Genomic DNA, 24,106 nt, shown 5'->3' with positions numbered 1-24,106 from the left:
AAAGGAAAGTAGTGAAATGCAAGACTTTACGGCTGCATCCCACGAGCCCCAACCTGGCAGATTTGTGGTTGAAGAAAAAAATAGCGCCTTGAACAGATTTTTTCGGCAGCGCCCTTTGCTCGGCACGGCGCTGCTTCTATTGTATTTTATTGTTGTCTTGCGAGTTTTTAGTTATATTTTTCAGCTTGGCGTTAAAGATTGGCATCTGTCTTTTGTAATCAAAAATATTATTGGTGAGTGTTTTTATGCTGTACTGATAATTATTCCTTTATTGCTATTGGGGTGGTGGGCACAGATAGGTTTTACGCGTGGCATTCAGCGCAAAGATATCCGTTTATATATTGTACCGTTTATCATTATTGTTCTACCATCGATAGTAGCATTGCCAATCGCAACAGGAAAGAGCAGTACACAAATTATTGTGTTGTCCCTGATTGCTTCACTGCTGGTTGGTCTGACTGAGGAAAGTTTTTTTCGCGGATTACTCCTGCAGAGCGCATTGCCTACAGGTATCTGGCCCGCGGTATTGATCTCCTCTGTTCTATTTGCCCTGGTTCATCTGAGCAATATTGTGGTTGGTTTTACCTGGAACTATGTTATTGGACAGGCATTATTCGCATTTGGTTTTGGCGTCCTGCTGTCCGGATTACGTCTACGCACCGGATCAATCTGGCCTGGCATCCTATTTCACGCAGCCAAAGATTTTCCTGGCCTGATTTTATTGACGGTGAATCCTCGACTGGTTCTCTCAACTCCATTAAATCTAGCCCTTTTAAGCTCAGGAATATACTGTGTTATTTTGCTCATCAATGCCGTTATTATTTTGCGGCCGCGCAAAGCGAGAGAGCTACGGGTCGATTATGGCCTGCAGCCAGTACCGCTGTCTCCACCAGTATCTAATCAATTAAGGTGAATTGTTGTAAACACCGATTGAGGGGTATTGACATAGGAGAATGGCTGTGATAGTATTCTCCCTGTCAAGAAAGCCGCTTGTATGTGCAGGTGAGCTGGTGACTGTAGAGAAGAGGGCACACCCGTTCCCATCCCGAACACGGAAGTTAAGCTCTTCATCCCCGATGATACTGCGTGGGCAACTGCGTGGGAAAATAGGAAGTCGCCGTCTCACCCGCCCACATGAGTGGCTTTTTGGCGTTTACAAATATTTTCTGATAAATGGACCGTTTTTGATGATCAGAGCAGGGAGGTTGTTGCCCATTATGCATATAGACCAGTTGGAAACTCCAGTCGCAACGGTAGATCTGGATAGGCTAGAACGCAATATTGCACGTCTGCAGGCCCATCTAGATCGGCATGGAATCGCCAATCGGCCACATATTAAGACCCATAAGATACCGCAAATTGCCCGCATGCAGATTGAACATGGAGCGGTAGGCATTACCTGTCAGAAGCTGGGCGAAGCGGAAGTAATGGTCAGCGCAGGTATCCATGATATTTTTGTGCCCTATAATATTGTAGGTGAACCTAAACTGGCGCGCCTTGTGGCGCTGGCCCGGCGCTGTCGCATCAGTGTCACCGCCGATGACGAGATCGTGGTGCATGGGCTTTCAGCGGCGATGGAACAGGCCGGTCTGACCTTACCTGTACTGGTTGAATGTGACACCGGTTTGGAACGCTGCGGCGTTCAGACGCCCGCAGCAGCCGCTCAACTGGCAAGACTGATTGCTAATGCTCCAGGACTTCACTTTGGCGGTTTGATGACCTATCCCAGCAGTGAGCGTGCTAACACCTTTGTACGTGAAACCAGAGCTTTGCTCGCTGCTGCTCAACTTCCATTGGAGCGTGTCAGCGGCGGTAGCACCCACTGCATGTGGCAGGCACAGGATTTTCCTGAAATCAACGAGCATAGAGCAGGCGAATATGTCTATGGTGATCGACACGCCTTGCAATCGGGCGCAATGACTCTGGATGATCTGGCCTTTAAGGTAACCGTGACCGTAGTTAGCCAGCCAACTGAAAACAGACGAATTATTGATGGTGGCAGCAAAACATTTTCCTCGGACCTGGGAACCGCACCCGGGCATGGCTTAATTCTGGAATACCCCGAAGCCATCATCTACTCACAATCCGAGGAACATGGTCACGTGGATTTCTCCGCCTGCTCCCACAAACCCTTGATTGGCGAACGCCTGACTGTGATTCCCAACCATTGTTGTACCGTTACCAATCTCTTCAACCAGATTGTTGGTATTCGTAATGAGCAGGTAGAGGTTACCTGGCCCGTGGCCTGTCGCGGTCTGATACAATAGTAACTGTCAGGTTCTTTAATATGTTGGTTTCATTATTAGGTATGAAATAGGTAAGGAGTGATTCCGTATGCCAAAGCAGCAGATTTCTACCCAGCAAGGTGCTACGCCACGGGGAGCGTATTCGCAAGGATTGCGCGCCGGGGATTTTATTTTTGTTTCAGGGCAAGGACCCATTGATCCGGCCACGGGCGAAATTGTTGGCCAGACGATTGAGGAGCAAACGGCGCGAGTACTGGAAAATATCAAAGCGATCCTTGCCGCCGGCGGAGCCACGCTGGATGATGTAGTCAAATCAACCGTTCACCTCAGCGATCTCAGTCTGTTTGCAGACTATAACAAGGTCTATTCCAGTTACTTTTCCGATCCCAAGCCTACCCGCACCACCGTTGGCAGTCAGCTGGCAGGTTTCATGGTAGAGATTGATGTCATTGCCTACGTAGGCAAATAGCAGCATGAACACCAGAAGCACTATCTTTGTTATAGTGCTTCTGGTGTTGAATTGTTAGACGACAGAGAGGTATTGGATGCTGAAGAATTCTTTGGGATCGAGCCAGATGCGCTCAACCTTGAAACCAGCACTGGCGGCCAGCTGGCCAAACTCATCAAGCGTGTATTTATAAGAACTCTCCGTCCAGATACTCTCATAATCGTCAAATGTGATCTTTTCTCTTCCCAAATGGACCTGTTGTTTCCTCAGGCTCACCAGGTGCATTTCAATCCGGCCTTCACCGGGATTGTAGAAAGCATAGTGACCAAAATGGTCCAATTGGAAATCGGTGCTTAGTTCGCTGTTAAGTCGTTCCAACAGATGCAGGTTAAAGGCAGCCGTGACGCCTGATCGATCGTTGTAGGCGCTATGTAAAATGGAAAAGTCCTTTTTCAGATCGACGCCAATCAGAAGCCCGCCACCCTGGCCGCAGGTGTGAGCGATCTGCGCCAGAAATGTTCTGGCTGGTCCTCGATCAAAGTTTCCAATCGTAGAACCTGGATAGTAAGCCACTTTACGAGCACCCGGCTGTGTTGGTGTTGGCAGGGAAAAACTGCTTGTATAATCTGCACAAATGGGCAGAATTTCTATTTTCGGATAGGACTGTGACAGTTTGAGGGAAGCCTGGAGCAAGTGTTCTTTGGAAATGTCGATGGGCACATAGGCCACTGGGTGCTCCAGATGATCTAGCAACTGACGCGTCTTCAAGCTGCTTCCACTTCCATACTCAATGAGCATACAGCGCGGCCCCAATGTAGCGGCGATATCGTGAATTTGTTGCTGCATGATCTGTAACTCAGTACGAGTCAGATAATATTCATCGAGTTCCGTAATACGATCGAATAATTGTGAGCCAACCTCATCGTAAAAGTATTTGCTCGGCAGTTCTTTGCTCGGCTTCTGTAATCCTTGCAGAATTTCCATCCGAAACGTTTTCTGTTTAGGCGCGAAATCATATCGCTCAAGTTGTTCTTGTATGCTCTGTACGATGTTACACCTCGCGTGCTAAACGAATGCCCATAAATTGCCAACGCGCATCCGGTGGAAAGAAATTTCGATAGGTAGGGCGAATATGAGTGATAGAGGTGGCACAGGAACCACCACGCAGCACGAACTGATTGCACATGAATTTGCCGTTATATTCGCCTAACGCTCCTGGGGAGGGACGATAACCGCGGTAAGGCAGGTACGCGCTCTGGGTCCACTCCCAGACATCCCCATACATCTGCGCCGGTCTGGCCAGATCTAAAGACTTTCCCAGCGGAACTGGATGGAAATTCTGGTTTTCAACAAAATTGCCCTCGATTGGCACATGTCTTGCGGCCAATTCCCATTCAGCTTCAGTGGCCAGGCGCGCATCGGCCCAGCGTGCATAAGCATCGGCCTCATAATAACTGACATGGCAGACTGGTTCAGCTGGCTCAACTGGTCGTAGACCACTCAATGTCATCATCATCCAATGCCCATCATGTTTTTCCCAATACAATGGCGCCTGCCACTGCTCGCTCTGAACAGTATTCCAGCCACTGGAGAGCCAGAGCAAAGGATTTTGATAGCCGCCATCCTCAATAAATTGAAGGTATTCGCCATTGGTAATCAAGCGTGAGCTGAGCTGGTAAGCATCTACAAACTCACGATGAGACGGACCTTCATTGTCGTAAAAAAAGCCATCACCCTCATACCCGATCCAGGCCAATTGTTCTGGATAACTGATCCAGGCCAGAGCAGAAGGAGGCTCAGCAGAAGGAAGCGTCCGTTCCAGATAAACCGGATGCAAAGGATTACAAGAGAGGACATGTTTAATGTCTGTTACCATCAATTCTTGATGTTGCTGTTCATGATGAATACCCAGTGTTACCACTGGGGCAACCTTTAATAGTATGTCCTCTGTACATGTCAGCAAAAAGTCGCTGACGCGCTCATCCACATACTGTCGATAGGCATAGGTTTCCCGGACTGTAGGCCGTGAAATCAAGCCTCGCTTCGGTCGGCAATGGCGCTCTCCGACTGAATTGTAGTAAGAATTGAACAGGTAGGCGTATTGTGGATGAGGTGAGGTATAGCCTGGTGCGTATGACGATAACACAAACGTCTCAAAGAACCAGGAAGTGTGAGCCAGGTGCCAGCGCGTTGGGCTAACATCAGGCATCGATTGGATCACATAATCTTCTGTCTCCAGCGGAACACATAATTGTTCCGAAAAGCGACGTACGCGTATGTAATCTTCAAGTAGGGTTTGTCGAGGTGAGGATTGTGCTAGCGCTGGATGATCCTGGATATTTTTTGCCACTCTACAACTCCTTAAATCGATCTCAGTTTGACACTTGAATTAGCCAGAAGCAAGACCTACAACAGCTAATTCCTGGCATAGAATGCAAGCTTGTGAATTGGTAGGCCGCCTTTCTGTCACACAAAAAGCTAGTACTATATTTATTAGCTTTTTGTCTTAAAGCCATCAATATCTTCAATCTATACTAGAGCTTCACGACTTTCCATAGACTTTCCTATTGTAACCTCTAAAGGATTTTTACTCAAGTTAAGAAAAGCTATGTCTGGAGTAAAAAAAGCAAAAAGGGCATCATTAACAATAAAGAGGCACCCTCGGGGGTGCCTCTTCGCAACTGACTATGATCATTAGTGGGCTAAAAGGGCGTGAACCAGCGTATCGATCTCGCTTTCAGTATTGAAGAAGCCGGTTGAGATGCGCAGGGATTTATTGTCCGGAATACTGCGGATCGCAATATTATATTTTTCGCGCAGGTAAGTAACAAGTTCCGTCTCGTCTGTATCCGCAATGGTAAAGGAGAGAATACCGCAGCGGCCAGGTTCGGGCGTGAGGATAGTCAGATTGGGGATCTCTTTAAGGGCCTGGTAGGCGTATTTGTTAAGCTCCGTGATGCGTGAGAAGAGCCAGTCATAGCCAACCATCGTTTCTAGCCAGTGCAAGACAGCGCTCTGCCCATTGATAGCAGCTGTTTGACGACCACCGACCTCGAAGCGTCGTGCGTAGTCGTGCAACTCCCAATCCACGCCAGGGCCAAATTTGATAGAATTATACCCCACATAAGTCGACTGAATGTAGTGCATAGACTCTTTACGTATATAGAGCGCTCCGGTCCCATCAGGTCCACATAGCCACTTCTGCATTGGGATAGCATAGAAATCCACCCCCAACGCTGTAACATCGATGGGAATATTGCCTGCCGATTGAGCACCATCAATGAGGACTGGAATATTATGAGCACGACCCAGGGCCGCTACCTCCTGCACATCTACGACGGCACCTGTAGTCCAGGTGACATGAGAAAGAGAGATAAGGCGTGTACGTGGCGTGATCAACTGCTCAATAGCTGCACGGGCAGATTGATTGGCAAGCGGACCCAGATCGGCGATACGTATAACTATGCCTGTGCGATCGCGTATCTGATAAAGAGGTGCCAATGCGCTGATATGCTCGTGATTGGTAGTAATAACCTCGTCGCCAGCCTGCCAGTTAATACCATAGCTAACAATATTCATGCCCTCGCCAGTATTGTCCGTGAGCGTGATTTCTTCTTCCAGGCAGTGGAGCAGACGAGCAACATGCTCACGAGCCTGTTGAGAGATAGTAGTGATACCCCCAAAACCGCTGGGACCCAGGCGGCCCTGTTTCCATTCTTCCTGAATGCGAGCCGTCATAGCCTGTGGCACACAATCAGGTAGAGGACCAAAGGTGCCGGTATTTAAATAAATCTGCGCAGTCGTTGCTGGGAGAGCCTGGCGGATTTCTTGAAGATGAGTGAGTGCAACCAAAATAGATGATCTCCTCTAGTATAGATGCGACCAGAAAACGTAGGTAAACACTGATATATGGCCGCAGGCCTTAGATAATGTATGTGCTTATAGTATAACTTATGTATATGTTGTTGTGCAGCCTTATAATGATGAGGCATTAAGCTTTTATATGTGTAAACAAGCTACGACTCACTTACAACTGTGATGTCGCCTCCAGCTATACGCTTATTGATGCCGAACAGTGCTATGCGAGTCAGGTAATGACATAGTATAGTATACATAGCTGTAATTTTTAGTATAGAAAGACAGACATAGATATGCGTATTCGCTATTTTCGTCTGGGAGATATTTCCGCAGTAATTACTATTCAACATGCGGCTGCCATTGCTGATCATGTTCCAGCCAGGAGCGAGGAAGCATTTACGGCCTGGTTTTTAGATCCTGAACGCGATGCCCTGGCGAATGCTTTTGTGATGACCGACGACGACGACGAATTGCTGACCTGGGGGCAAGCAGGAACGTTGGAAGGTATCGAAGGAGAGATTGTAGGTTATACCATATTGGAATGCCTGCGCGATACCGATGGCTATCACTTGCGTTGTCATGGGGCGGTGCATCCTGAGCATCGGCGTCGAGGTGCTGGCCGCTCATTGCTGATAGGTGCTCTAAACCGGGCTCGCCTGCTGGCCTCAGATTTTGAATTTGAAGCTGAAGCCGAAGGCGTCCCGGTATATTTTGAAGCCTTACTTCCATGTACAGATGATGCAGCTCCTCGCCTGGCTGCGAAATGTGATCTAGAGGTAGCGAATCAATTAATTATCGATGGTTTGCAGCTATACCGCATTAAATTGTAGCAATAGATGACAGGATTAAAGAGTTAACTTAAATAAATGCTCATGAAAAGCCTCCGTCTGCTAGTGGGGGAGTCATACTAGCAGTTCGGAAGCTAGTATACTAATCTGTTTCTACACCAACATTGCTCTCTTCAAGTAGAGAGGATGGGGCTGAAAGTAATGCTTCCAGTGTCGAACGGCGAATGCGATATGCTTGACGTATGCCACTATGGGGAAGTGAGATCGCCTCAAGCACACCACTTTTAATCCATCGGCGAACGGTAGTGTCATCAACGCGTAGTTGTTTTGCGACCTCGCCAACTGTTAACAGATCCGCTTCCTCGTTTGCCACAATTTCCTCTTTCTGGTCTGGTATTCTAGTCAGACCGAATGAATATTTACTACGATGTTAATACATTAAGACAAAATAATATGTCAGACAATATATATTTTGTCTATTTAACTATAATGACGATCCTGCCGTTTTTTTGTAACATTCTTTTTACAAGTCTTTACACTGTATTAACGGGGTCAGTGACTACAAAAAAGTATCACCTTTATATGTAAAGTAGGTGTACTATCAATCGTTTGATTGAACTATCCACCGATCCTTGACATCGTTCTGTTGGTTCTACGGAACCGTTTATCCCCGATGTAATGTTTTAACTCTTTATTTAGTACTGCCTGGCGTATCGTCTGAATGAGCAGCTCATCGTCTGTGTGGGCGCGTATAACGGCGCGGAGATCTGTTTCTTCTGTCCCGAAAAGGCAGGTGCGTAATTGCCCATCTGCTGTAATTCTAATACGATCACAGGTAGAGCAGAAAGGTTCGCTCACAGGATTAATGAAGCCGACTTCGCCAATACCATCACTAAATGTATAGCGGCGAGCGGTTTCTGATGGATCTCCTGATGTAATTTGCTGGAGAGGACCATATTCTGATTCGATAATTTGTTTGATTTCAGCTCCAGTCAGGATATCTTCTTTGCGCCAGATTTGATCAGCATCTAACGGCATGAATTCTATCCAACGTACGACATAAGCTTTAGCACGAGCCAGACGAGCGAACGAGAGAACTTCCTCCTCGGTATAGCCACGCATTGCCACCGCGTTAATCTTAATGGGGTGGATAGAAGGGTAGTTTTCTAGTTCGGCCAGACCCTCCAGAACTTTCTCCAACTGATCACGACGAGTCAGGCGCGCGAACTTCTCACGCAGCAGGGAGTCCAGACTGACATTAATGCGTGTCAGACCTGCCTCTGCCAGTGCTTTAGCCTGCTGTTTCAGCAGGATACCATTGGTAGTCAGGCTCAAGCTGCGCAAGCCCTCAATTTGCCCCAGCTGGCGTACCAGATCTGGCACATCGCGCCTCACCAGAGGTTCTCCTCCGGTCAAACGAATTTGCTCAATACCCATTTTTACCGCAACGCGAGCGATGCGCACAATCTCTTCATATGAAAGAATCTCATCTTTCTTAAGCCAGGGTAATCCCTCCGCAGGCATACAATAGGTGCAACGAAAATTGCACTTATCGGTAATCGAGATACGCATACTTTTAATGCGTCGTCCATAGCTATCTACAAGTAGTTCCATATCTGTGTCCCTCTATATGTAAGTCTAACGAATGCGCTGTTATGTTATACTATAGCACGTTCGTCGACGCATGTTGGGTACCTATTTTTATGACGCGGCAGTGCACAAACTATTAAGGAATCCACTGGTTACATTACTAATCTGTACAAGAATGAATCGTAGTTGTCAAAGCAGGTAATATTTTTGCACTTCTTATTAATTCTATCAGCACAAAGTATAAGAGGAAAAAGAGTAGATTAGCCAGAAATACTGCGATATTTATTTCACTATTTTTTTGTGCAATGCCATATTACTGGTTATTTTAGGACAAAAAAGATCCCAGGCCACATCAGGTAGCCGGGACCTTTTTTGTTGTACATATAAATCAGGCGTCGTAGTACATTGAGAATTCGATTGGAGCAGGGCGCAAGCGGACCTGATCGGCTTGCTCGCGTTTGAGATCAACGTATTTTTCCAGGACGTCAGGGGTAAAGACACCACCTTCAAGTAAGAAGGCATGGTCATTCTCGAGTGCTTTAAGGGACTCATCCAGAGATCCTGGTACAGAGCTAATCTCGCTCAATTCTTCTTTGCTCATGCTGTACAGGTCTTTATCAACGGGACCATAGCCATACTGGCTGGGATCGATCTCGTTGCGGATACCATCCAGACCAGCCATGAGTAAGGCTGAGAAGAGCAGGTATGGATTAGCCGTTGGATCGGGAGGACGGAACTCCACGCGGGTAGCTTTGGGGCTCTCGGTCCGTGGAATACGAATGGCCGCGCTACGGTTACCCTGTGAGAAGACCAGGTTAACTGGCGCTTCGAAACCTGGAACCAGACGTTTGTAGCTGTTGGTTGAAGAAGCGGCAATAGCCAGGATTGAAGGAGCGTGGGTCAAGACGCCACCGATGTAGTACCGAGCCAATTGTGACAGATTGGCATAACCGCCCTCTTCATAGAAGAGGGGCATGCCATTTTTCCACAGGCTCTGATGGGTATGCATACCGGAGCCGTTGTCACCATAGATTGGCTTAGGCATAAATGTGACCGATTTTCCGTATTTGCGGGCTGTATTCTTGATCACATATTTGAAGAGCAAAAGTTTATCCGCGGTATCGAGCAGTGTACCAAACTTATAGTCAATCTCACATTGTCCAGCGGCACCAACTTCGTGGTGATGGGCTTCGACTGTGATACCCAGGGCTTCCAGGTTCAGTACCATCTCTGAACGAAGATCCTGATAGGTATCGCTAGGAGCGACCGGGAAATAGCCGCCCTTAACATTCATTAAATGGCCAAGGTTACGGGCATCTTCACGGCCTTTACTATTCCAGTGGGCCTCGTCCGAATCGACTTCTGCGTACTGAATATTGTCATTAGAGGCGTAACGGACATTATCAAAAATGTAGAACTCCGCCTCAGGACCGAAAAAGGCGGTATCGGCGATGCCTGAGCTTCGCAGGTATTCTTCAGCCTTACGGGCAATATAACGGGGGTCGCGGCTATATGGCTTCTGGCTACCGGATGGACCTGGATGGGCGATATCACAGGTGAGGCTCAGAGTGGGGACATTGGTGAATGGATCCAGAAACGCCGTATTGGCATCGGGGATCACCAGCATATCACTCTCATTGATGGTCTGGAAGCCGCGAACGCTGGAACCATCAAATGGCAAGCCTTCTGAAAATAGGTCTTCTGATAATACATGCACGGGCACACTGAAATGCTGCCAGGTACCTGGTAGATCCGAAAATTTGAAGTCTACAATCCTGACTCCGTTTTCTTTCGCTAACTTTAAGACTTCCTCTGGGGTCATCTGTCTTTTTCTCCTCTTAACGTGGTATCCTCGCATCATTGCAGGAAATGATGGCATGCATTGCCCGGTAGTGCCGTATTAATACATAGTATTAAGCTCATTAACCTCGTGCCCACGAGATTGTATTTGCCTGCCTTTATAATATGACGGTTATAGAGGAGTATACTACAGTCAGTTTATCCGAAACTTACTGGCCAGAAATTGTGCATTGTGCACAATTTACGCTGGAAATGGCTCAGTTTCTTGCCTGAATAGACAATGTTGACCTTGCTATGAGGATTTGTCGCACCAAAAATCGATGTGCATACTAGACATAAAAGAGAATGCCTTGAACGTAGAAAGCAATAAAAAGGACGAAATAGGGAATCGCAATATGCTATTTAATGCTCATTAGTATGATTTGCTTCTCTTTGTGGAAGATGATTTTATGCATGTCTGGTTTCTGAGCCTGTTTGCTTTGTGCAGAACATACATGAAAATAAATAAAGATATGTATGTTTTGCGCGTAGCGTCTTTCCCTCCGATCTGGTTATGGCTACTGTCTGACATGCTGCTCGATAGCCCGCCTGTACTCGCTAGGACTCTGACCAAAGCGTTGATGAAACTGCCGACTAAAATAAAAGGGACTACTAAAGCCCACCTCTTCAGCAATAGTAGCTATCGTGTGGTTCGTGAACTCCAGTAAGCGGGCTGCTTTGTCCAGGCGCAGAGCGATCAACACATTGATCAGAGAACTACCTGTTTCCTGTTTGAAAAGGTGAGAGAGGCGTGAGGGAGAAAGAGCTACCATCGCGGCCAGCGTTTCAATATCATAATGCGCTTTAAGATTTTCAGCCATCATTTGTAGCAGCGATTGGACACGCGAGTCCAGTGTCTGTCTGGTTTGCTGCGTCGATTCACGGGTAGCCAGCAATAAGATTTCTTCCAGCCCATTGAGCATCAATTCTCGCTGTAGCATATCGCCGGGTCCGGTTGTGGTTGGTGAACTGCTTGTCTGCAAAGTAGATGAGAGATTGGCCGAAGGAGTGCTCGCATCGGCATGCAGCTTAAAAAAAGCGCTACGCAGTCGTTCTCGTACCGCTGAGGATGGCAAGGAAACGCAATAAAGTCCACGCCCTCTTTCAGGAAACTGCCACCAGGAAAGCCAGCTTAATCGAGGCTGAAAATGGGCCCAGAGAAACTCCCAATAACCGTCAGCCGGAACCGAATAATCATGGATGGCGTCCGGCTGCAGCAAGACCAGTGAGCCCGGCACAGCCTGTAGCTGTACGCCTGGTTGACGATAGAGGCCCTGACCAGCGAGCGTATAGGTAATTAACCAGCTACCTGAACCATGCGGACGGTAAACCGCATAACCCTCATGCTCTTTAAAATAGCCTGTAATGAAAATCGCGGGCGGTGGTGATGTTGTTTCTTCAATCGTCATATAGCAGGATTGTACATGTTCCCGACCGACTTGTCTATTCTTTTTTCAGTCTGCTTCAGGTACAGTAAAGACAAAACAACGAACAAATATGAATGTAGAGCAGGATTTTTCAGTTCCAATATGGAAAGAAGAGAGGAATAGTTAAGCATGTCAACGACGATGAAGCAATTAACAACTGAACAACTACAGACATTCCAGCAAGATGGCTACCTGGTGATACGAGGTTTGCTGGCACCCACGGAAGTCGAAGCTCTGATCAACAATTTTATGCAAATGCATGCTCAGGGACCTATTCCTGGCTTTTTCGAGCCCGTTTCCGCAGAACAGGCTAATGGAGATATACTCAAGCAATATCCACGCATTATGCATCCGCATCGCTTTAACGATATGGCTTTGCGTTATCTACTGGATCCTCGATTGGGAAATATTCTGGAAGATCTTTTTGCGGAGGAGCCGCTGGCTGCGCAGAGTATGCTCTACTTTAAGCCGGCGGGCGGAAGAGGCCAGGCACTCCACCAGGACAACTTCTTCCTGCGCGTTGAACCAGGAACCTGTATTGCTGCCTGGATTGCTCTGGATCGGGTAGATCGAGAGAATGGAGGCCTGGAAGTAGTGCCAGGCACTCAGAATATGGGTATCTGTTGTCCCGAAGAGGCTGATGAAGCTGTCTCTTTTACCAAAGACTATGTACCTATTCCCGCTGGCTTGCAGGCTGTGCCGGTAAACATGGAGCCAGGGGATGTACTATTCTTTAATGGCAGCCTGGTGCATGGCTCACAGCCCAACACCAGCCGTGACCGCTATCGCCGCTCATTTATCTGCCACTACATCGGCCGCTCTTCCGAGCGCATGTCACTCTGGTATCGTCCCATTTTAACCATGAATGGCGAAGAAGTTACCATAGCCGAAAATACTGATGGTGGTCCTTGTGGTACCGAATTTGGCATGGCGGGACCTCACTAAATTGATGTTGCATCTGTGTCAGGGCACCAGGCGACCGCAGGGGGCAATAGCAGACACATCGTAGCGCTCGACGGCGGATATATCTTCGATAGTGTCGATATCCAGAGAAAGACCAAGGCTGTGATGAACCGTGCAACTGAGCTGGCGCTGCCTGGCTTCATGCTGGTGATGATAGCGACTATTGACACCAAATCTATAGGGCAGTATCAGTGGAGGATGTGTAAGTAAAGCATTTGTACCAGAGCCATCCTGGGATGTGGCAATGACAACATCATGGTATTTGGATTTTTCGACGATCTGACGAATATCAGCCACCTGCAACAAAGGCAGGTCGGCTGATATTGTTAACAGGGCACCGGAGCCCTGCAAAAGCTCATAGGTAGCGGCGGCGGTCAGAGCAGGATTATGGCCAGCTTGTGTTTCTACCAGGGCCTTCGTACCCCAATTCTGAGCCTGCTGTAGCACGCGGGTATCAGCGCTAACGACCGAGATACGATCGAAGACCTGACTTGCCTGCAATGTTTGCAAGACATGATGAAGCATATCCAGCATAAGACTGGCGCGCTGTCCGGATGTTAAGTGGGCAGCGAGGCGGCTTTTTGCCGCTTCAAGCGATTTAACCGGGACAAGGGCTGTATATTTCACAAGCTTTTCCTGTATCTTCACCAAATGGTTTCGAGTCAACTGGCCATTTTCGGGCTATTGCGGACGGGCGCATGCGCGCCCGTGCTATTTTTTGTAGTGTATGCGACATATGCTTCGCATACCCCAGGAATACGTATTGAGCTTCCATGGAGCGAAAGCTCAATACATAAAAGTACCGATCGTAACCGGAGTCAGACGAGCCGTTAATACCAGTAGAAAACTAATAATTCAGTCCAGCTGCACGCAGGACATGGCGGGCGAGTTCGGCCTTTGCCCGACTGTCACTCATAATCGTATTTGTGACAGAAGTGGGTATGCCAAGGTCTTCAATGGCCTCGGCCAGGTGTGCATCTTGATTGTCAATGACCATGACATCCAGGAAATCGCGATAGTGGCGAGCTACACCAACCGCGGATACATCCATATGCAAGCCGCGCATCAGCTTATCTGCGGGACCCTTGATGGGAGCACCACCAACAATTGGGCTGACCGCGACAACCATACCACTGGTCTCATGCAAAACATCATGAACGCCAGGGACAGCTAAAATACTGCCAATGCTTACGATTGGATTACTGGGTGCCAGCAATATGGCGTCAGCTGTTTTGAGTGCTTCCAGCACGCCGGGGGCTGGTTTAGCGTCTTTCGCCCCCACAAAAACAACATCCTGTACTTCATCAGAACACCGACGTTGAACCATGTATTCCTCAAAGTGAAAAAGTCCGGCCGGTGTTTGAATATGTGTAGCAACAGGTTGGTCGCTCATAGGCAAGATACGGAGCTTTAAACCAAAGTGCTCACGTAGCTCATCAGCTACCTCGCTCAATGTCTTGCCCTCACGCAGGCGGGCGGTACGATGAATATGCGTAGCCAGGTCCCGATCGCCCAGGGCGAACCAGTCTTCATGGCCATAGCTGGTCAGCTGTTTCATGGTATGGAAGGTATCATCGCGAATACCCCAGCCATTTTTCTCGTCTACAATGCCGGCCAGCGTATACATCACGATATCTGTATCTGGCGAGACATTGAGCCCATAAAAGACCCGATCATCACCAGTATTGGTAATGACCGTAATTTCTTCTTGCGGCACTATCTGAACGACGCCCTGTAAGAAGCGCGCGGCGCCGACTCCACCGGCTAGAACGACAATCATACGTTACCTCAATCAAAGTGAACTATTAAACTATCTAAGGGCAGGCGCGGGCGTCGTTTAGGGTCAGCTGCCGCATAGCCGACAGTAATGAGTGCCTGTGGAATCAAGCGTGAGTCCAGTTCAAGAGCCTCACAGACAACCTCCGGACAGAACAGCGGAGCACACATCCAACCGGTATCCAGGCCCAGATCATAGGCGGTCAACAGCATATTCTGGATTGCCGCCCCAATGCTCTGAACCGCCATCGTCTTCTCATCTTCCTGCCGTCGGGCATCGGAATACTGATCCAGATCCTCCAGATAGAGGCAGGGAATAATTAGAGCAGGCGCACGTAAAATACGCTGATACGATTTTTCCAGGCGAATGTTAACGATCTCAGCGGGTTGCCCATCCATTTCTAGATTTTGCCGCCATGTAGCGCCCATTGCATTGGCCAGGTGTAGTTTGATGTCTGGTTTTGTCAGAACTACAAACCGCCAGGGTTGACGCCCGTGGGGAGATGGAGCCCAGCGAGCCGCCTCAAGCATTTGCAGAAGCATTTCTCGTGGTACGGGACGATCCTGGTACTGACGAACACTGCGACGACTACGCATCAGCGTGGCAAGATCAGCTACACGCTCAGGCGTGGTGACTGGACGGCTGGTCACGCTTTCATTGGTTGTGTTAGTTTCTTTCATGAAATATTATGAGACCCGTCTCGACTAGCGGAACATATCGGTGGCACTATCGCGTGTCAATGTATGTACGGTGCCTTCTGCTGGAGTATAGCGATAGCCACGGATCAATGCAACCGGGACTCGATCGATTTTGCCCATAACCAGCTCGGCGGCGGAGGACAACTCATCGGCTACCGCGATCATACTGGCGCGCATTTCATAACCATACGCATCGTGTTGTCCTCGATAATCGGCCATCGCCTCCATACCTGCGATCCCGATGGCCATATTCACCTGGCCATTGCGCCAGGCGCGTCCCCAGGTATCAGAAATGATTACCGCGATATCCAGCGGCTGCTGCTCATACTGTAACTCCTGTAAACGACCCCGAATCCGGCGGGCCGATGCATCCGAATCCACTGGCAACAATGTCAGGAACTCGCCACCCTCGACATTCGACTCATCAACGCCAGCATTGGCACAAATAAAGCCGTGATACGTCTCGCTAATTATCACGCCACGATCCATGCGCGCAATACGCTTACTCTCGCGCAGTACCACTTCTACATGGCGTGCATCCTTTTGATTACGTTCTGCAAAAGCCTTTGCAAACTCCGATGGCTCAATCGTCTCTAGATTGACCAGACGCCCCTCTGCTTTTGAAACAATTTTTTGCGTCACCACCAGCACATCGCCTGCTTCTAGCGTTAGTTGCTGTTCTTGTAATGCTTTATAAATGAGAACTCCCAGGTCAATGCCCGGGTCAATCTCACCAATACCGGTAATCGGTATAATACGTAGTTCTGTGCTCATAGGCCTCCTTGTGAAAATATTATATCCCTTCTGAAGAGGTCCTGCCAAGCAACAGATGCTCGCCATCTCGGAGGGAAAGCTGATGAGCAAGCAATTCCTTAGGAGCAAGTACTTGAAAATGGATACTGCAAAGATGTAATGCCTTTAGTCCGTGCTATGCGTTTGGCCCAATCTGTTGGCGATAGTATTGTTGTTGCCACGACCAGAGTATGGGTGCGAGCGAACGGCTGGTCCTGACTCATTGGCGACCAGTCGGCTGGCTGTCCTGGCTCATGTTCATAACAATAATTAGCCAGACGAAAACCATTGTTTTGTATTGTATACAGGGCATCATCATAGTTTACGCCAGGCGCAAAATGTATATGAACATAAGTACCTACCTGCCTTTGCGGCAGAGATCCCACTAACCCGGATGGTAATTTGGAAGGTATCGCAGGGCAATTGATGGCATGAAGATGTTCGATTTTTGCCACTCCAGAGCTAGCACGCAAGCGATTTTGCCAATCTGCTGGTGTCAATGGTGTCGTCATGACAACCATGGTTGGCAAGTTGGTTTCATATGTCACCGTGGGCGTTTCACCTATTTTACCAGAAGTACTGACGCCATGCGTGACCTTAAAATCATCTTTTGCTCCTATTGGTTGCCAGGGCATGGTCGGGCCAGAGCAGAACAGAGCTAGTTGTAACCCTAGATTGGTTACGGTGCGTAATGCTGTGGCATAAGAAGTGAATGCGTTAAACGATATAACACCATCTTCTTGTGTGGTAAGTCGCTTCGTCATTGGAGGTGCCACATTGGCAACCCCTGGTTGATTTGGAACATTTTGTCCGCAGGTTGCCAGTATCAGCAGTAAGCTACAAAAGATTACAGAGATGAACACAGGTTTGTGTAATATGCGAAAGCAGCGTAGCGGTGTAACAAAAGGTTGTTGCTTGCTGTCATGGTTGTGCATAAATCATTTAGCCTCCAGTCGATAAAATATGCATTTTTGATGTGTTTGAGCATTGTAGGGAAGACACATTTATCACAACTGAAGTTCCATTGTTCTGGTGCATATAAGGCTAAGAGTACAATATGAATTGGGCACCTTATCAAATTGCCTGCTAGATATCGTATGAAAAGAGGTGATACCTGGGAGTTAGGAAGGAAGCAAGGGTATGAAACCGTTGGTCCTGGAATTGTGCTCTCTATAGAGAGCAGGCGAAATTGCTTGCTCTCTATAGAAGAGAATGTTAGTATTGCGTTTGAATAGTTCCTTCTGATGTGAAGAATTGAGAGTAATGATATGCTTAAAACTCTGGGGCAATTACTGCTAGGTTCTATCTTTATTATTGGTGGCGCTGGAACTTTTGCCGAGCCGGGAGGTCGAGTACAAAAAGTAGAGGCAGCTGGTTTGCCGCAGCCACGCCAGGCCACTATTTTAAATGGTGCTGTAATGGTAGTCGCAGGAGCAGCGTTGGCCGCAGACGTGCTACCAAAACTTTCTGCCACTGCGTTGCTTGGTTCATTGGTCGCCACAACGCTGGTGGGGCATCCCTTCTGGAAAGAAGAGACGCCAGCAGCACGTGCCGCCCAACAAGTACAATTTTTCAAAAACCTCTCTTTACTGGGGGGCTTGTTATTAGTGCTTGCCAAGAATGATGATTAACTCATAGTGTACAATACATAGATGCCAGGCAATGCCTGACTGATCAGGTGATACCGTGTTGTGCGGCAACAGTTTTTTCTGATCACGTAAGCAGGAAAGATCGCCCGAAAGGTGTAACTTACAAGCGGTGTAGATGAATAAGAAGCTGTTTGTGGGCAACCCTTTGCGGGCGTTTCCGCTTTTTTGATAGGCAGTGAGTCGAGCGTATTAAAAAACAGAAATGAAAGAAGATGACTATGCAAGAAGAACAACAGAAAGTAGCAATGGTGGTGGTAGCTCATCCGGATGATGCAGAGTTTGATAGTGCGGGTACCGCGGCGCTCTGGGCGCGTGAGGGCTGGGATGTTTATTTCGTCATCTGCACCGATGCCAGCGGTGGTGGTCCCGATAGTGCCACTGACGTTAGCCAGGATGCGCGGCGCTGGGTAAGTCAGACGCGGATGGAAGAGCAGCGGGCCGCAGCCAGAATCCTGGGCGTTAAGGACGTAATCTTTTTAGATTATCCAGATGGCTGTTTGCAGCCTGACCTGGATCTACGCCGTGCTATTGTGCGTCAACTGCGTATTTATCGTCCCTCACGCGTGATCTGCCAGTCACCTGAACGCACCTGGACGCCTGAGCTGATCATCCCTCGTTACCATCCCGATCACCTGGCAGCTGGAGAGGCCACGCTGTCCGCTATCTATCCCGCTTCCCAAAATCCCTGGGATTTTCCCGAATTGCTGGATGAAGGATTGCGGCCCCACAAAGTATCGGAAGTATATATAACAGGCGCGCCAGTACAAAACCATAGTATCGATATTTCCTCAACTATTGATCTTAAGCTCGCTGCTCTACGGGCGCATGTCAGTCAAGTGGGGGAGGGCTTTACAGAGTTGGAAAAATTTCTGCGCGACCTTGATGCCCAGACAGGTCAAAAGTACGGCTATACTTATGCCGAAGAATATCATCGTGTCGAAAACCGTTAGAATAACAACATAAGCACTTGCATATTTCGACTTGTATATGGCATAATAACCACAAATAAGACCTTCGGGGCAGGGTGAAATTCCCTACCGGCGGTATGGCATAGTATATTAGATTATGTCGAGCCCGCGAGTTTGCCATTGATTGCTTCTTGATCAATGGCGAACAGATTCGGTGAGAAGCCGAAGCCGACGGTATAGTCCGGATGGGAGAAGGTTATAATGTGAACCATCGCTATGCGCAATGAGCGTGTTAGTAGCGGATGGGGTGTTTTCGTATATCCACACCTCATATATGGTTTAATCACATCTCCCTCATATGTCCCCCTGGGTTAGTTGAATTGACATCACACTCTTTTATCCTTTTTCAGGTGAGTGAATGTCAGTATTAGCTAAGAACCGAGGGATATCAATTCTTATGAGTGCCACAACTTCAAGAACTGATGGCGCGCAACTGGACGTGCGCAAAAATCGTCGTGCTGGGTCCGCTAAACAGAGCGCAAAGGATGCGGGAGCGGCCCGGCAGGAGCGGTCCTGGAAAAAGTTAAATACCATCTGGAATCTTTTGCCTCCTATTGTTTTAGGCATATTACTATTGTTCGCCTGGTATATCACCACAGCCACCGGGCGCATCAACGCGTTTATCCTACCTCCTCCCAAAGATGTGTTTGCCAGCCTGATTGATGGATTAACCGGGGGCTTGTACTGGGAACATATTCTCATTACTGTGCAGGAAAGCCTGGCAGGCTTTTTATTGGGTGTAATCGTGGCGTTGCCGCTAGGCTATGGAGTCGCCAAATCGCGATTTCTGGCCAATATGTTGCAGCCATATCTGTCAGCTGGTCAGGCGATCCCGGCCATTGTGCTGGCTCCTTTCCTGTTTCTCTGGTTTAATACCGGGCCGTTGCCTGTAACGATCATATGTATGCTGGTCGTGCTTTTCCCCATGGTCATTAACACTATATTTGGTGTTCAGACCATTGAGCGTGAATTATTGGATGCAGCGCGACTAGAAGGAGCATCGGGCCTTTCTTTACTATCCTACATTGAGTTTCCTCTGGCGCTACCTGCCGTTCTGGCGGCAGTGCGTACTGGTCTCACACTCTCAATTACCGGGGCGCTGGTAGGGGAATTTTTCTGTAGTCCCGACAAAGGTCTGGGTGCCTTGATCCAGATGGCCCTGCACCAGTACAACATGTCCTTTATGTTTGCTACCGTAATTATCCTGGCGATACTGGCAGCCCTTTACTACAGTGCCACCTGGCTACTCATCAAGCTGGCAGAAATAATCTATTAATGACAACATCATTGTGGTAGGGAACAATATGCCCATGCATATTGTTCCCTTAGTAGGATAGTAAGCAGGCTGAGTAGCCCTATTCTAATGTCCTTAAAACGAATTGAAAGGCAGAAATCATCTCGATGTCATTAACATCTCATCGTTTATCTGTGACCTGGAAACTGATGGCACTCGTTGTATTATGCACCGTGTTACTGGCCGCCTGTGGAGAATCAGGGGCAGCAAATAATAGTAATAGCAACTCCAGTGGTAGTACGGACAAAACATTGAAAAGTATTTCGATTGGTCTGGGATACAATCCGGATATCCAGTTTGCTCCTTTTTACGTTGCGCAAAGCAAGGGATATTATAAAGATGCAGGCTTAAATGTCACTTTCAATCATGGTATTGTCACCGACCTGATCGGCACCATGGCCGCGGGAAAGAATAACTTTGTTTTTGCCAGTGGTGACGAATTGCTGGTGGCCCATGATAAAAATAAAAATCTACAGGCGGTAGACGTCTCGACTATTTTTCAGAAATATCCTGTAAGTCTCATTGTACCTAAAGACTCCCCTATTCAAACCCTGGCCGATTTAAAAGGCCATACAATCGGTGAGCCAGGACCTTTTGGGTCAACACACACTGGACTGTTAGCCCTGTTACAGGCCGGTAAACTTACACCATCTGATGTTAAGCTGCAGTCGATTGGTTTTAATCAGGTCTCAGCCATGATATCGCATAAAGTCGATGCCGTCGTTGGTTACTCCAATAACGAGCCCTTGCAGCTGGAGCGTAATGGTTTTAATGTGCGCACCTTTGCAGTTTCAGATTATGTGCCGCTGATCTCTAACGGCATTATTACCACCCAGGATATCTATACCAACCAGCCGCAGACCGTGCGCGCCTTTGTTGATGCCACCATTAAAGGTTTGAAAGACGTCATTGCTGATCCGCAGAAGGCGGTAGATATCAGTAAAAGCTATGTGCCTGGCATGAATGCCGATCAAGCATTGGCGGTGTTGAAATACACTATCCCTATTTACCAGGGTAATGGCAAACTGGGGTATAACGATCCAGCGATCTGGCAATCGACCGAAAAATTTCTGGTGGCGCAGAAAATGATCGCTCCAGTTGATAACCTTTCACAGATCTATACCAATAAGTAAAGGTAGCCTTTATCAAACAGGCCTCGCTAACATCTTATCTGTTAGCGAGGCCTGTTTGGTTTATTATCAACGATCAGGCGCTATAAATGGCGACGTTTTTGAACGAGACATCCGAGCCTGGCGCGACGGTGAGACCGATGTTGCCACCGCTGTTGCTGTCGCCAAAGTTACCGCTGGCGGTTCCTTGCTTGACTCCGTTAATATAGTAGTAAAAGGTGCTTCCCTGCACAAGGATATCTATCGTGGCAGTACCATCTAGCTGGGTGCCATTTAATCCTATTGAAGCCAGCTGGTTTTGGGTGCCGTTTTTATCGGTATAGTTGGCGGTCCAGGTAGAACTGCTGAACATGACTGTGTAGTAACTATCAGATTTATTGTGATAGTAGAAACCAAACTGACCGCCTGGTGTATTTATTTTGACCTGTGCCTGAATATAATAGTTATCAGGCAATGTTTGCCCATTGGGAAGCTGAGTCAGGAAGGTGCCAGCCACACCAGAGCCAGGATTTGACAGTCTTAACTCGTCTGGTCCACACACTGCTTGAATATTCGTATTTTGCCATTTACCACCCTGAGGATCACAGGTACCTGGATAGTTGGTGCCATAGATAAGGTTTCCCATGCCATCCACTTTGGGCGCAGGCAATGGATAGGTGGCATGCACTGTGCTCCCGGGAGGTGTTGACTTACCCGGAGCTGGCGTGGCTGTCCTGGTTGCTGCAGATGGAGACTGCGCGATGCCAGGTGGTTTGGATTGAGGCGAATTTCCTTGCTGATTGCTGATGATGACACTCGCAATTGCAATGACAAGAATAACTGCCAGCACGGCTCCAGACAGCACCAGATAGCGTGGCATTGTAGCGCCAGCCTGGCGGTGGCTGGTGCGAGGGAACCGTTCCGGGTAGACCTGAATCTGCGGCTGGCGTGCTGCCTGTTCAGATTGTTGTTGGCGGGGTTGTTCACTGGCAACTTCTGACTGCCTGGCCGCTGGTTCGACCTCCTGGTAATTGCGCGCAGCCGGTGGATTGGTTGTAGGTGTGACCGAACGAACGGGTGAATTTGCCAATGGTACCGCCAGGGGCTCGGGTCGAGCATGATCGGCAATGGTAGCATCCATTTCAGTGATGACGGTAGGCATAGCCTGTAAGCGATTCTGTGTATGTTCGGAAAGGCGAGGTGTAACTTTGGTTGGTTCAGTAGCCTCAGCATCCTCCTCCTCATTTTCCATCAGCATCGTTGACATCGCCTGATTTGGAGTTTCTTCTTTGTCTGCTGTATGCTTCATTGCCTCCGCTGGTAGCTCATCATTGTTTGTGGCTGGCTCAAGCGGCGTCTCAGCATTATTTTCTGGTGTCAATGGCGGCAACAGCACGGGGGTAATATGCTCACCAAGAGCAGGAGGAGCAACGCTAGGGAAGCAATCTCCCAGCGCTTCCGCTACGGCCTGTCGTAATGCCTGCGCAAAGACGCCAGCGCTGCTAAAGCGATCATTAGGAGATTTCGCCATAGCCTTCATTACCACCGCCTCCACATTCTTTGGCACCTGTGGATTAAAGCGCGTAATTGGAGGGGCCTGTTCCAGCGTATGTTTAATAGCCACTGCGACGGGAGAAGTACCGGTAAAAGGCACGCGACCAGCCAGCATTTGATAGAGTACCACCCCTAATGAATAGACATCGGTACGATAATCGATTGTATCGCCAGTGCTCTGTTCCGGTGAAAGGTATTCCGGTGTTCCCACGATAGTGCCAATGCTGGTAAGATGGCCATTGGTACTTTCCTGATTGGTCACATCTTTCAGCACCTTGGCCAGGCCGAAGTCCGCTAGCAGAACGCGACCATCGGCATGAAAAAGAATATTGCCCGGTTTTAAGTCGCGGTGCACAATACTCTGTGCGTGCGCGCTATCCAGTCCGGCGGCTGCCTGCTCGATAATCGGCACCACCTCTTCCAGTGAGAGAATGCCGCGTTTCTCAAGCACCTCACGCAGAGTGCCGCCAGTGACATAGGGCATGACCAGATACGCAAGATCGCCCTGTTCACCATATTCATACACTGGCATAATATTAACATGATCCAATGCTGCAACGGCATCTGCCTCGCGACGAAAACGGGCCAGAAACTCGTTACGTGGTCGCTGCTCAAGAACAATGCCAGGTAAAAGTACTTTGACGGCTACGATCCGCCGTGGACGTGATTGTCGCGCCAGATACACTGCACCCATACCGCCGCGTCCGAGGAGACGTTGGAGTGTACATGTTCCCAGCGCCTGCCCTAGTAACTCATTGCTATCCGTTACCACGCTCGTGCTTCCTCTCAATGAAAAAGATCAACTGGTTGGTAGTTTGCATAAGAAATATTTCTAATTAAGGAGTATTTCTGTATATCCTGTCCAACCCGTTAGCAAATCCGTTTGCAGATCCTTTCATTCTGGACAGAATAGTAGCAAGCGATTTCCTTAATGGCTTCTATTTTTCTGGTTCACTATCTATTAACTTTTTATCATGTATAATACGGTATCACACTTCTCCCAAACTTGTATGGCAGGGAAGAAAGAATATGAGCGAAGTGCCTACATCTCTTTTTCTCTTTGCTTATATCAGAGTTATCTTGTCTGACATGCAAAACGTTTTGAG

22 protein-coding genes, 1 rRNA gene and 1 riboswitch are annotated in these 24,106 nt (G+C 48.3%); of the genes, 10 read left to right on the top strand and 13 right to left on the bottom strand.

Annotated features, from left to right (window positions below):
- Positions 1 to 16 precede the first annotated feature (16 nt).
- From JMI88_RS04825 to JMI88_RS04810, 4 genes are all read left to right on the top strand, one after another.
- On the top strand, positions 17 to 913 hold the full coding sequence (locus JMI88_RS04825; protein WP_201360598.1) for a CPBP family intramembrane glutamic endopeptidase: 897 nt from the start codon (positions 17 to 19) through the stop codon (positions 911 to 913).
- A gap of 93 nt (positions 914 to 1,006) precedes the next feature.
- Positions 1,007 to 1,123 (top strand): 5S ribosomal RNA (gene rrf / locus JMI88_RS04820).
- A 94-nt stretch (positions 1,124 to 1,217) separates the two neighbouring features.
- Positions 1,218 to 2,267: a D-TA family PLP-dependent enzyme gene (locus tag JMI88_RS04815; RefSeq protein ID WP_201360597.1), complete on the top strand. Its 1,050-nt coding sequence runs from the start codon at positions 1,218 to 1,220 to the stop codon at positions 2,265 to 2,267.
- A gap of 67 nt (positions 2,268 to 2,334) precedes the next feature.
- The gene (locus JMI88_RS04810) at positions 2,335 to 2,715 is read left to right on the top strand and encodes a RidA family protein (RefSeq protein ID WP_201360596.1); all 381 of its coding nucleotides are present in this window, start codon (positions 2,335 to 2,337) and stop codon (positions 2,713 to 2,715) included.
- Between the two features lie 54 nt (positions 2,716 to 2,769).
- Here the strand turns inward: JMI88_RS04810 and egtD are convergent, their stop codons facing one another.
- The 3 genes from egtD to JMI88_RS04795 form a co-directional block, all read right to left on the bottom strand.
- Positions 2,770 to 3,678 (bottom strand): L-histidine N(alpha)-methyltransferase, encoded by a 909-nt coding sequence (gene egtD, locus JMI88_RS04805; RefSeq protein WP_201360595.1) that lies wholly within the window; start codon positions 3,676 to 3,678, stop codon positions 2,770 to 2,772.
- A gap of 67 nt (positions 3,679 to 3,745) precedes the next feature.
- Positions 3,746 to 5,044, bottom strand: coding sequence for an ergothioneine biosynthesis protein EgtB (gene egtB, locus JMI88_RS04800; RefSeq protein WP_201360594.1), 1,299 nt, complete (start codon positions 5,042 to 5,044; stop codon positions 3,746 to 3,748).
- Between the two features lie 344 nt (positions 5,045 to 5,388).
- The gene (locus JMI88_RS04795; protein ID WP_201360593.1) at positions 5,389 to 6,546 is read right to left on the bottom strand and encodes an aminotransferase class V-fold PLP-dependent enzyme; all 1,158 of its coding nucleotides are present in this window, start codon (positions 6,544 to 6,546) and stop codon (positions 5,389 to 5,391) included.
- Positions 6,547 to 6,845: 299 nt separating this feature from the next.
- Here JMI88_RS04795 and JMI88_RS04790 point away from each other — a divergent pair, with 299 nt between their 5' ends.
- Positions 6,846 to 7,382 (top strand): GNAT family N-acetyltransferase, encoded by a 537-nt coding sequence (locus JMI88_RS04790; RefSeq protein WP_201360592.1) that lies wholly within the window; start codon positions 6,846 to 6,848, stop codon positions 7,380 to 7,382.
- 100 nt (positions 7,383 to 7,482) lie between these two features.
- Here JMI88_RS04790 and JMI88_RS04785 read toward each other — a convergent pair whose 3' ends face one another.
- The 4 genes from JMI88_RS04785 to JMI88_RS04770 all read right to left on the bottom strand — a co-directional run bounded on the left by JMI88_RS04785 (position 7,483) and on the right by JMI88_RS04770 (position 12,178).
- The gene (locus JMI88_RS04785) at positions 7,483 to 7,713 is read right to left on the bottom strand and encodes a helix-turn-helix domain-containing protein (protein WP_201360591.1); all 231 of its coding nucleotides are present in this window, start codon (positions 7,711 to 7,713) and stop codon (positions 7,483 to 7,485) included.
- Positions 7,714 to 7,958: 245 nt separating this feature from the next.
- On the bottom strand, positions 7,959 to 8,954 hold the full coding sequence (moaA, locus tag JMI88_RS04780; RefSeq protein ID WP_201360590.1) for a GTP 3',8-cyclase MoaA: 996 nt from the start codon (positions 8,952 to 8,954) through the stop codon (positions 7,959 to 7,961).
- A 364-nt stretch (positions 8,955 to 9,318) separates the two neighbouring features.
- Entirely contained in the window at positions 9,319 to 10,752 is a 1,434-nt protein-coding gene (gene glnA / locus JMI88_RS04775; RefSeq protein ID WP_201360589.1) for a type I glutamate--ammonia ligase, read from the bottom strand.
- Between the two features lie 535 nt (positions 10,753 to 11,287).
- Positions 11,288 to 12,178: a helix-turn-helix domain-containing protein gene (locus JMI88_RS04770; protein WP_201360588.1), complete on the bottom strand. Its 891-nt coding sequence runs from the start codon at positions 12,176 to 12,178 to the stop codon at positions 11,288 to 11,290.
- A gap of 147 nt (positions 12,179 to 12,325) precedes the next feature.
- On the opposite strand from JMI88_RS04770, the gene JMI88_RS04765 reads away from it, so the two are divergent.
- Positions 12,326 to 13,141, top strand: coding sequence for a phytanoyl-CoA dioxygenase family protein (locus JMI88_RS04765; RefSeq protein WP_201360587.1), 816 nt, complete (start codon positions 12,326 to 12,328; stop codon positions 13,139 to 13,141).
- 18 nt (positions 13,142 to 13,159) lie between these two features.
- Here JMI88_RS04765 and cofC read toward each other — a convergent pair whose 3' ends face one another.
- The 5 genes from cofC to JMI88_RS04740 all read right to left on the bottom strand — a co-directional run bounded on the left by cofC (position 13,160) and on the right by JMI88_RS04740 (position 17,190).
- A complete protein-coding gene (gene cofC / locus JMI88_RS04760; RefSeq protein ID WP_201360586.1) occupies positions 13,160 to 13,786 on the bottom strand; it encodes a 2-phospho-L-lactate guanylyltransferase in 627 nt (208 codons plus the stop codon).
- A gap of 220 nt (positions 13,787 to 14,006) precedes the next feature.
- Complete coding sequence (gene cofD / locus JMI88_RS04755) at positions 14,007 to 14,939, bottom strand: 2-phospho-L-lactate transferase (protein WP_201360585.1); 933 nt, start codon at positions 14,937 to 14,939, stop codon at positions 14,007 to 14,009.
- Positions 14,940 to 14,947: 8 nt separating this feature from the next.
- Positions 14,948 to 15,616 carry a nitroreductase family protein gene (locus tag JMI88_RS04750; protein ID WP_201360584.1) on the bottom strand — a complete coding sequence of 223 codons (669 nt, stop codon included), beginning with the start codon at positions 15,614 to 15,616 and terminating at the stop codon, positions 14,948 to 14,950.
- A 24-nt stretch (positions 15,617 to 15,640) separates the two neighbouring features.
- Positions 15,641 to 16,408, bottom strand: a complete 768-nt coding sequence (gene cofE, locus JMI88_RS04745; protein ID WP_201360583.1) for a coenzyme F420-0:L-glutamate ligase — start codon at positions 16,406 to 16,408, stop codon at positions 15,641 to 15,643.
- Positions 16,409 to 16,506: 98 nt separating this feature from the next.
- Entirely contained in the window at positions 16,507 to 17,190 is a 684-nt protein-coding gene (locus tag JMI88_RS04740) for a hypothetical protein (RefSeq protein WP_201360582.1), read from the bottom strand.
- A 504-nt stretch (positions 17,191 to 17,694) separates the two neighbouring features.
- Here JMI88_RS04740 and JMI88_RS04735 point away from each other — a divergent pair.
- The 4 genes from JMI88_RS04735 to JMI88_RS04720 all read left to right on the top strand — a co-directional run bounded on the left by JMI88_RS04735 (position 17,695) and on the right by JMI88_RS04720 (position 21,470).
- On the top strand, positions 17,695 to 18,057 hold the full coding sequence (locus tag JMI88_RS04735) for a DoxX family protein (RefSeq protein WP_201360581.1): 363 nt from the start codon (positions 17,695 to 17,697) through the stop codon (positions 18,055 to 18,057).
- Between the two features lie 236 nt (positions 18,058 to 18,293).
- On the top strand, positions 18,294 to 19,025 hold the full coding sequence (locus tag JMI88_RS04730) for a PIG-L deacetylase family protein (protein ID WP_201360580.1): 732 nt from the start codon (positions 18,294 to 18,296) through the stop codon (positions 19,023 to 19,025).
- A gap of 56 nt (positions 19,026 to 19,081) precedes the next feature.
- A riboswitch (FMN riboswitch) is annotated at positions 19,082 to 19,244 on the top strand.
- Positions 19,245 to 19,440: 196 nt separating this feature from the next.
- Positions 19,441 to 20,319, top strand: coding sequence for an ABC transporter permease (locus JMI88_RS04725; protein WP_201360579.1), 879 nt, complete (start codon positions 19,441 to 19,443; stop codon positions 20,317 to 20,319).
- A gap of 125 nt (positions 20,320 to 20,444) precedes the next feature.
- Complete coding sequence (locus JMI88_RS04720) at positions 20,445 to 21,470, top strand: ABC transporter substrate-binding protein (protein ID WP_236022814.1); 1,026 nt, start codon at positions 20,445 to 20,447, stop codon at positions 21,468 to 21,470.
- 73 nt (positions 21,471 to 21,543) lie between these two features.
- Here JMI88_RS04720 and JMI88_RS04715 read toward each other — a convergent pair whose 3' ends face one another.
- Positions 21,544 to 23,772: a serine/threonine protein kinase gene (locus tag JMI88_RS04715; RefSeq protein WP_201360578.1), complete on the bottom strand. Its 2,229-nt coding sequence runs from the start codon at positions 23,770 to 23,772 to the stop codon at positions 21,544 to 21,546.
- Positions 23,773 to 24,106: the final 334 nt, after the last annotated feature.

It is taken from the genome of Dictyobacter formicarum (genome assembly GCF_016587435.1).
The sequence above is the reverse complement of the archived record's forward strand: the minus strand, read 5'-3'. Positions and strand labels throughout refer to the sequence as shown.

Bases quoted from the DNA above. Each gene is read 5' to 3' on its own strand.
- JMI88_RS04825 (WP_201360598.1), top strand. From the start codon at position 17: ATGCAAGACTTTACGGCTGCATCCCACGAGCCCCAACCTGGCAGATTT.
- JMI88_RS04815 (WP_201360597.1), top strand. From the start codon at position 1,218: ATGCATATAGACCAGTTGGAAACTCCAGTCGCAACGGTAGATCTGGAT.
- JMI88_RS04810 (WP_201360596.1), top strand. From the start codon at position 2,335: ATGCCAAAGCAGCAGATTTCTACCCAGCAAGGTGCTACGCCACGGGGA.
- egtD (WP_201360595.1), bottom strand. From the start codon at position 3,678: ATGGAAATTCTGCAAGGATTACAGAAGCCGAGCAAAGAACTGCCGAGC.
- JMI88_RS04790 (WP_201360592.1), top strand. From the start codon at position 6,846: ATGCGTATTCGCTATTTTCGTCTGGGAGATATTTCCGCAGTAATTACT.
- moaA (WP_201360590.1), bottom strand. From the start codon at position 8,954: ATGGAACTACTTGTAGATAGCTATGGACGACGCATTAAAAGTATGCGT.
- glnA (WP_201360589.1), bottom strand. From the start codon at position 10,752: ATGACCCCAGAGGAAGTCTTAAAGTTAGCGAAAGAAAACGGAGTCAGG.
- JMI88_RS04770 (WP_201360588.1), bottom strand. From the start codon at position 12,178: ATGACGATTGAAGAAACAACATCACCACCGCCCGCGATTTTCATTACA.
- JMI88_RS04765 (WP_201360587.1), top strand. From the start codon at position 12,326: ATGTCAACGACGATGAAGCAATTAACAACTGAACAACTACAGACATTC.
- cofD (WP_201360585.1), bottom strand. From the start codon at position 14,939: ATGATTGTCGTTCTAGCCGGTGGAGTCGGCGCCGCGCGCTTCTTACAG.
- JMI88_RS04750 (WP_201360584.1), bottom strand. From the start codon at position 15,616: ATGAAAGAAACTAACACAACCAATGAAAGCGTGACCAGCCGTCCAGTC.
- cofE (WP_201360583.1), bottom strand. From the start codon at position 16,408: ATGAGCACAGAACTACGTATTATACCGATTACCGGTATTGGTGAGATT.
- JMI88_RS04740 (WP_201360582.1), bottom strand. From the start codon at position 17,190: ATGACGAAGCGACTTACCACACAAGAAGATGGTGTTATATCGTTTAAC.
- JMI88_RS04735 (WP_201360581.1), top strand. From the start codon at position 17,695: ATGCTTAAAACTCTGGGGCAATTACTGCTAGGTTCTATCTTTATTATT.
- JMI88_RS04730 (WP_201360580.1), top strand. From the start codon at position 18,294: ATGCAAGAAGAACAACAGAAAGTAGCAATGGTGGTGGTAGCTCATCCG.
- JMI88_RS04725 (WP_201360579.1), top strand. From the start codon at position 19,441: ATGAGTGCCACAACTTCAAGAACTGATGGCGCGCAACTGGACGTGCGC.
- JMI88_RS04720 (WP_236022814.1), top strand. From the start codon at position 20,445: ATGTCATTAACATCTCATCGTTTATCTGTGACCTGGAAACTGATGGCA.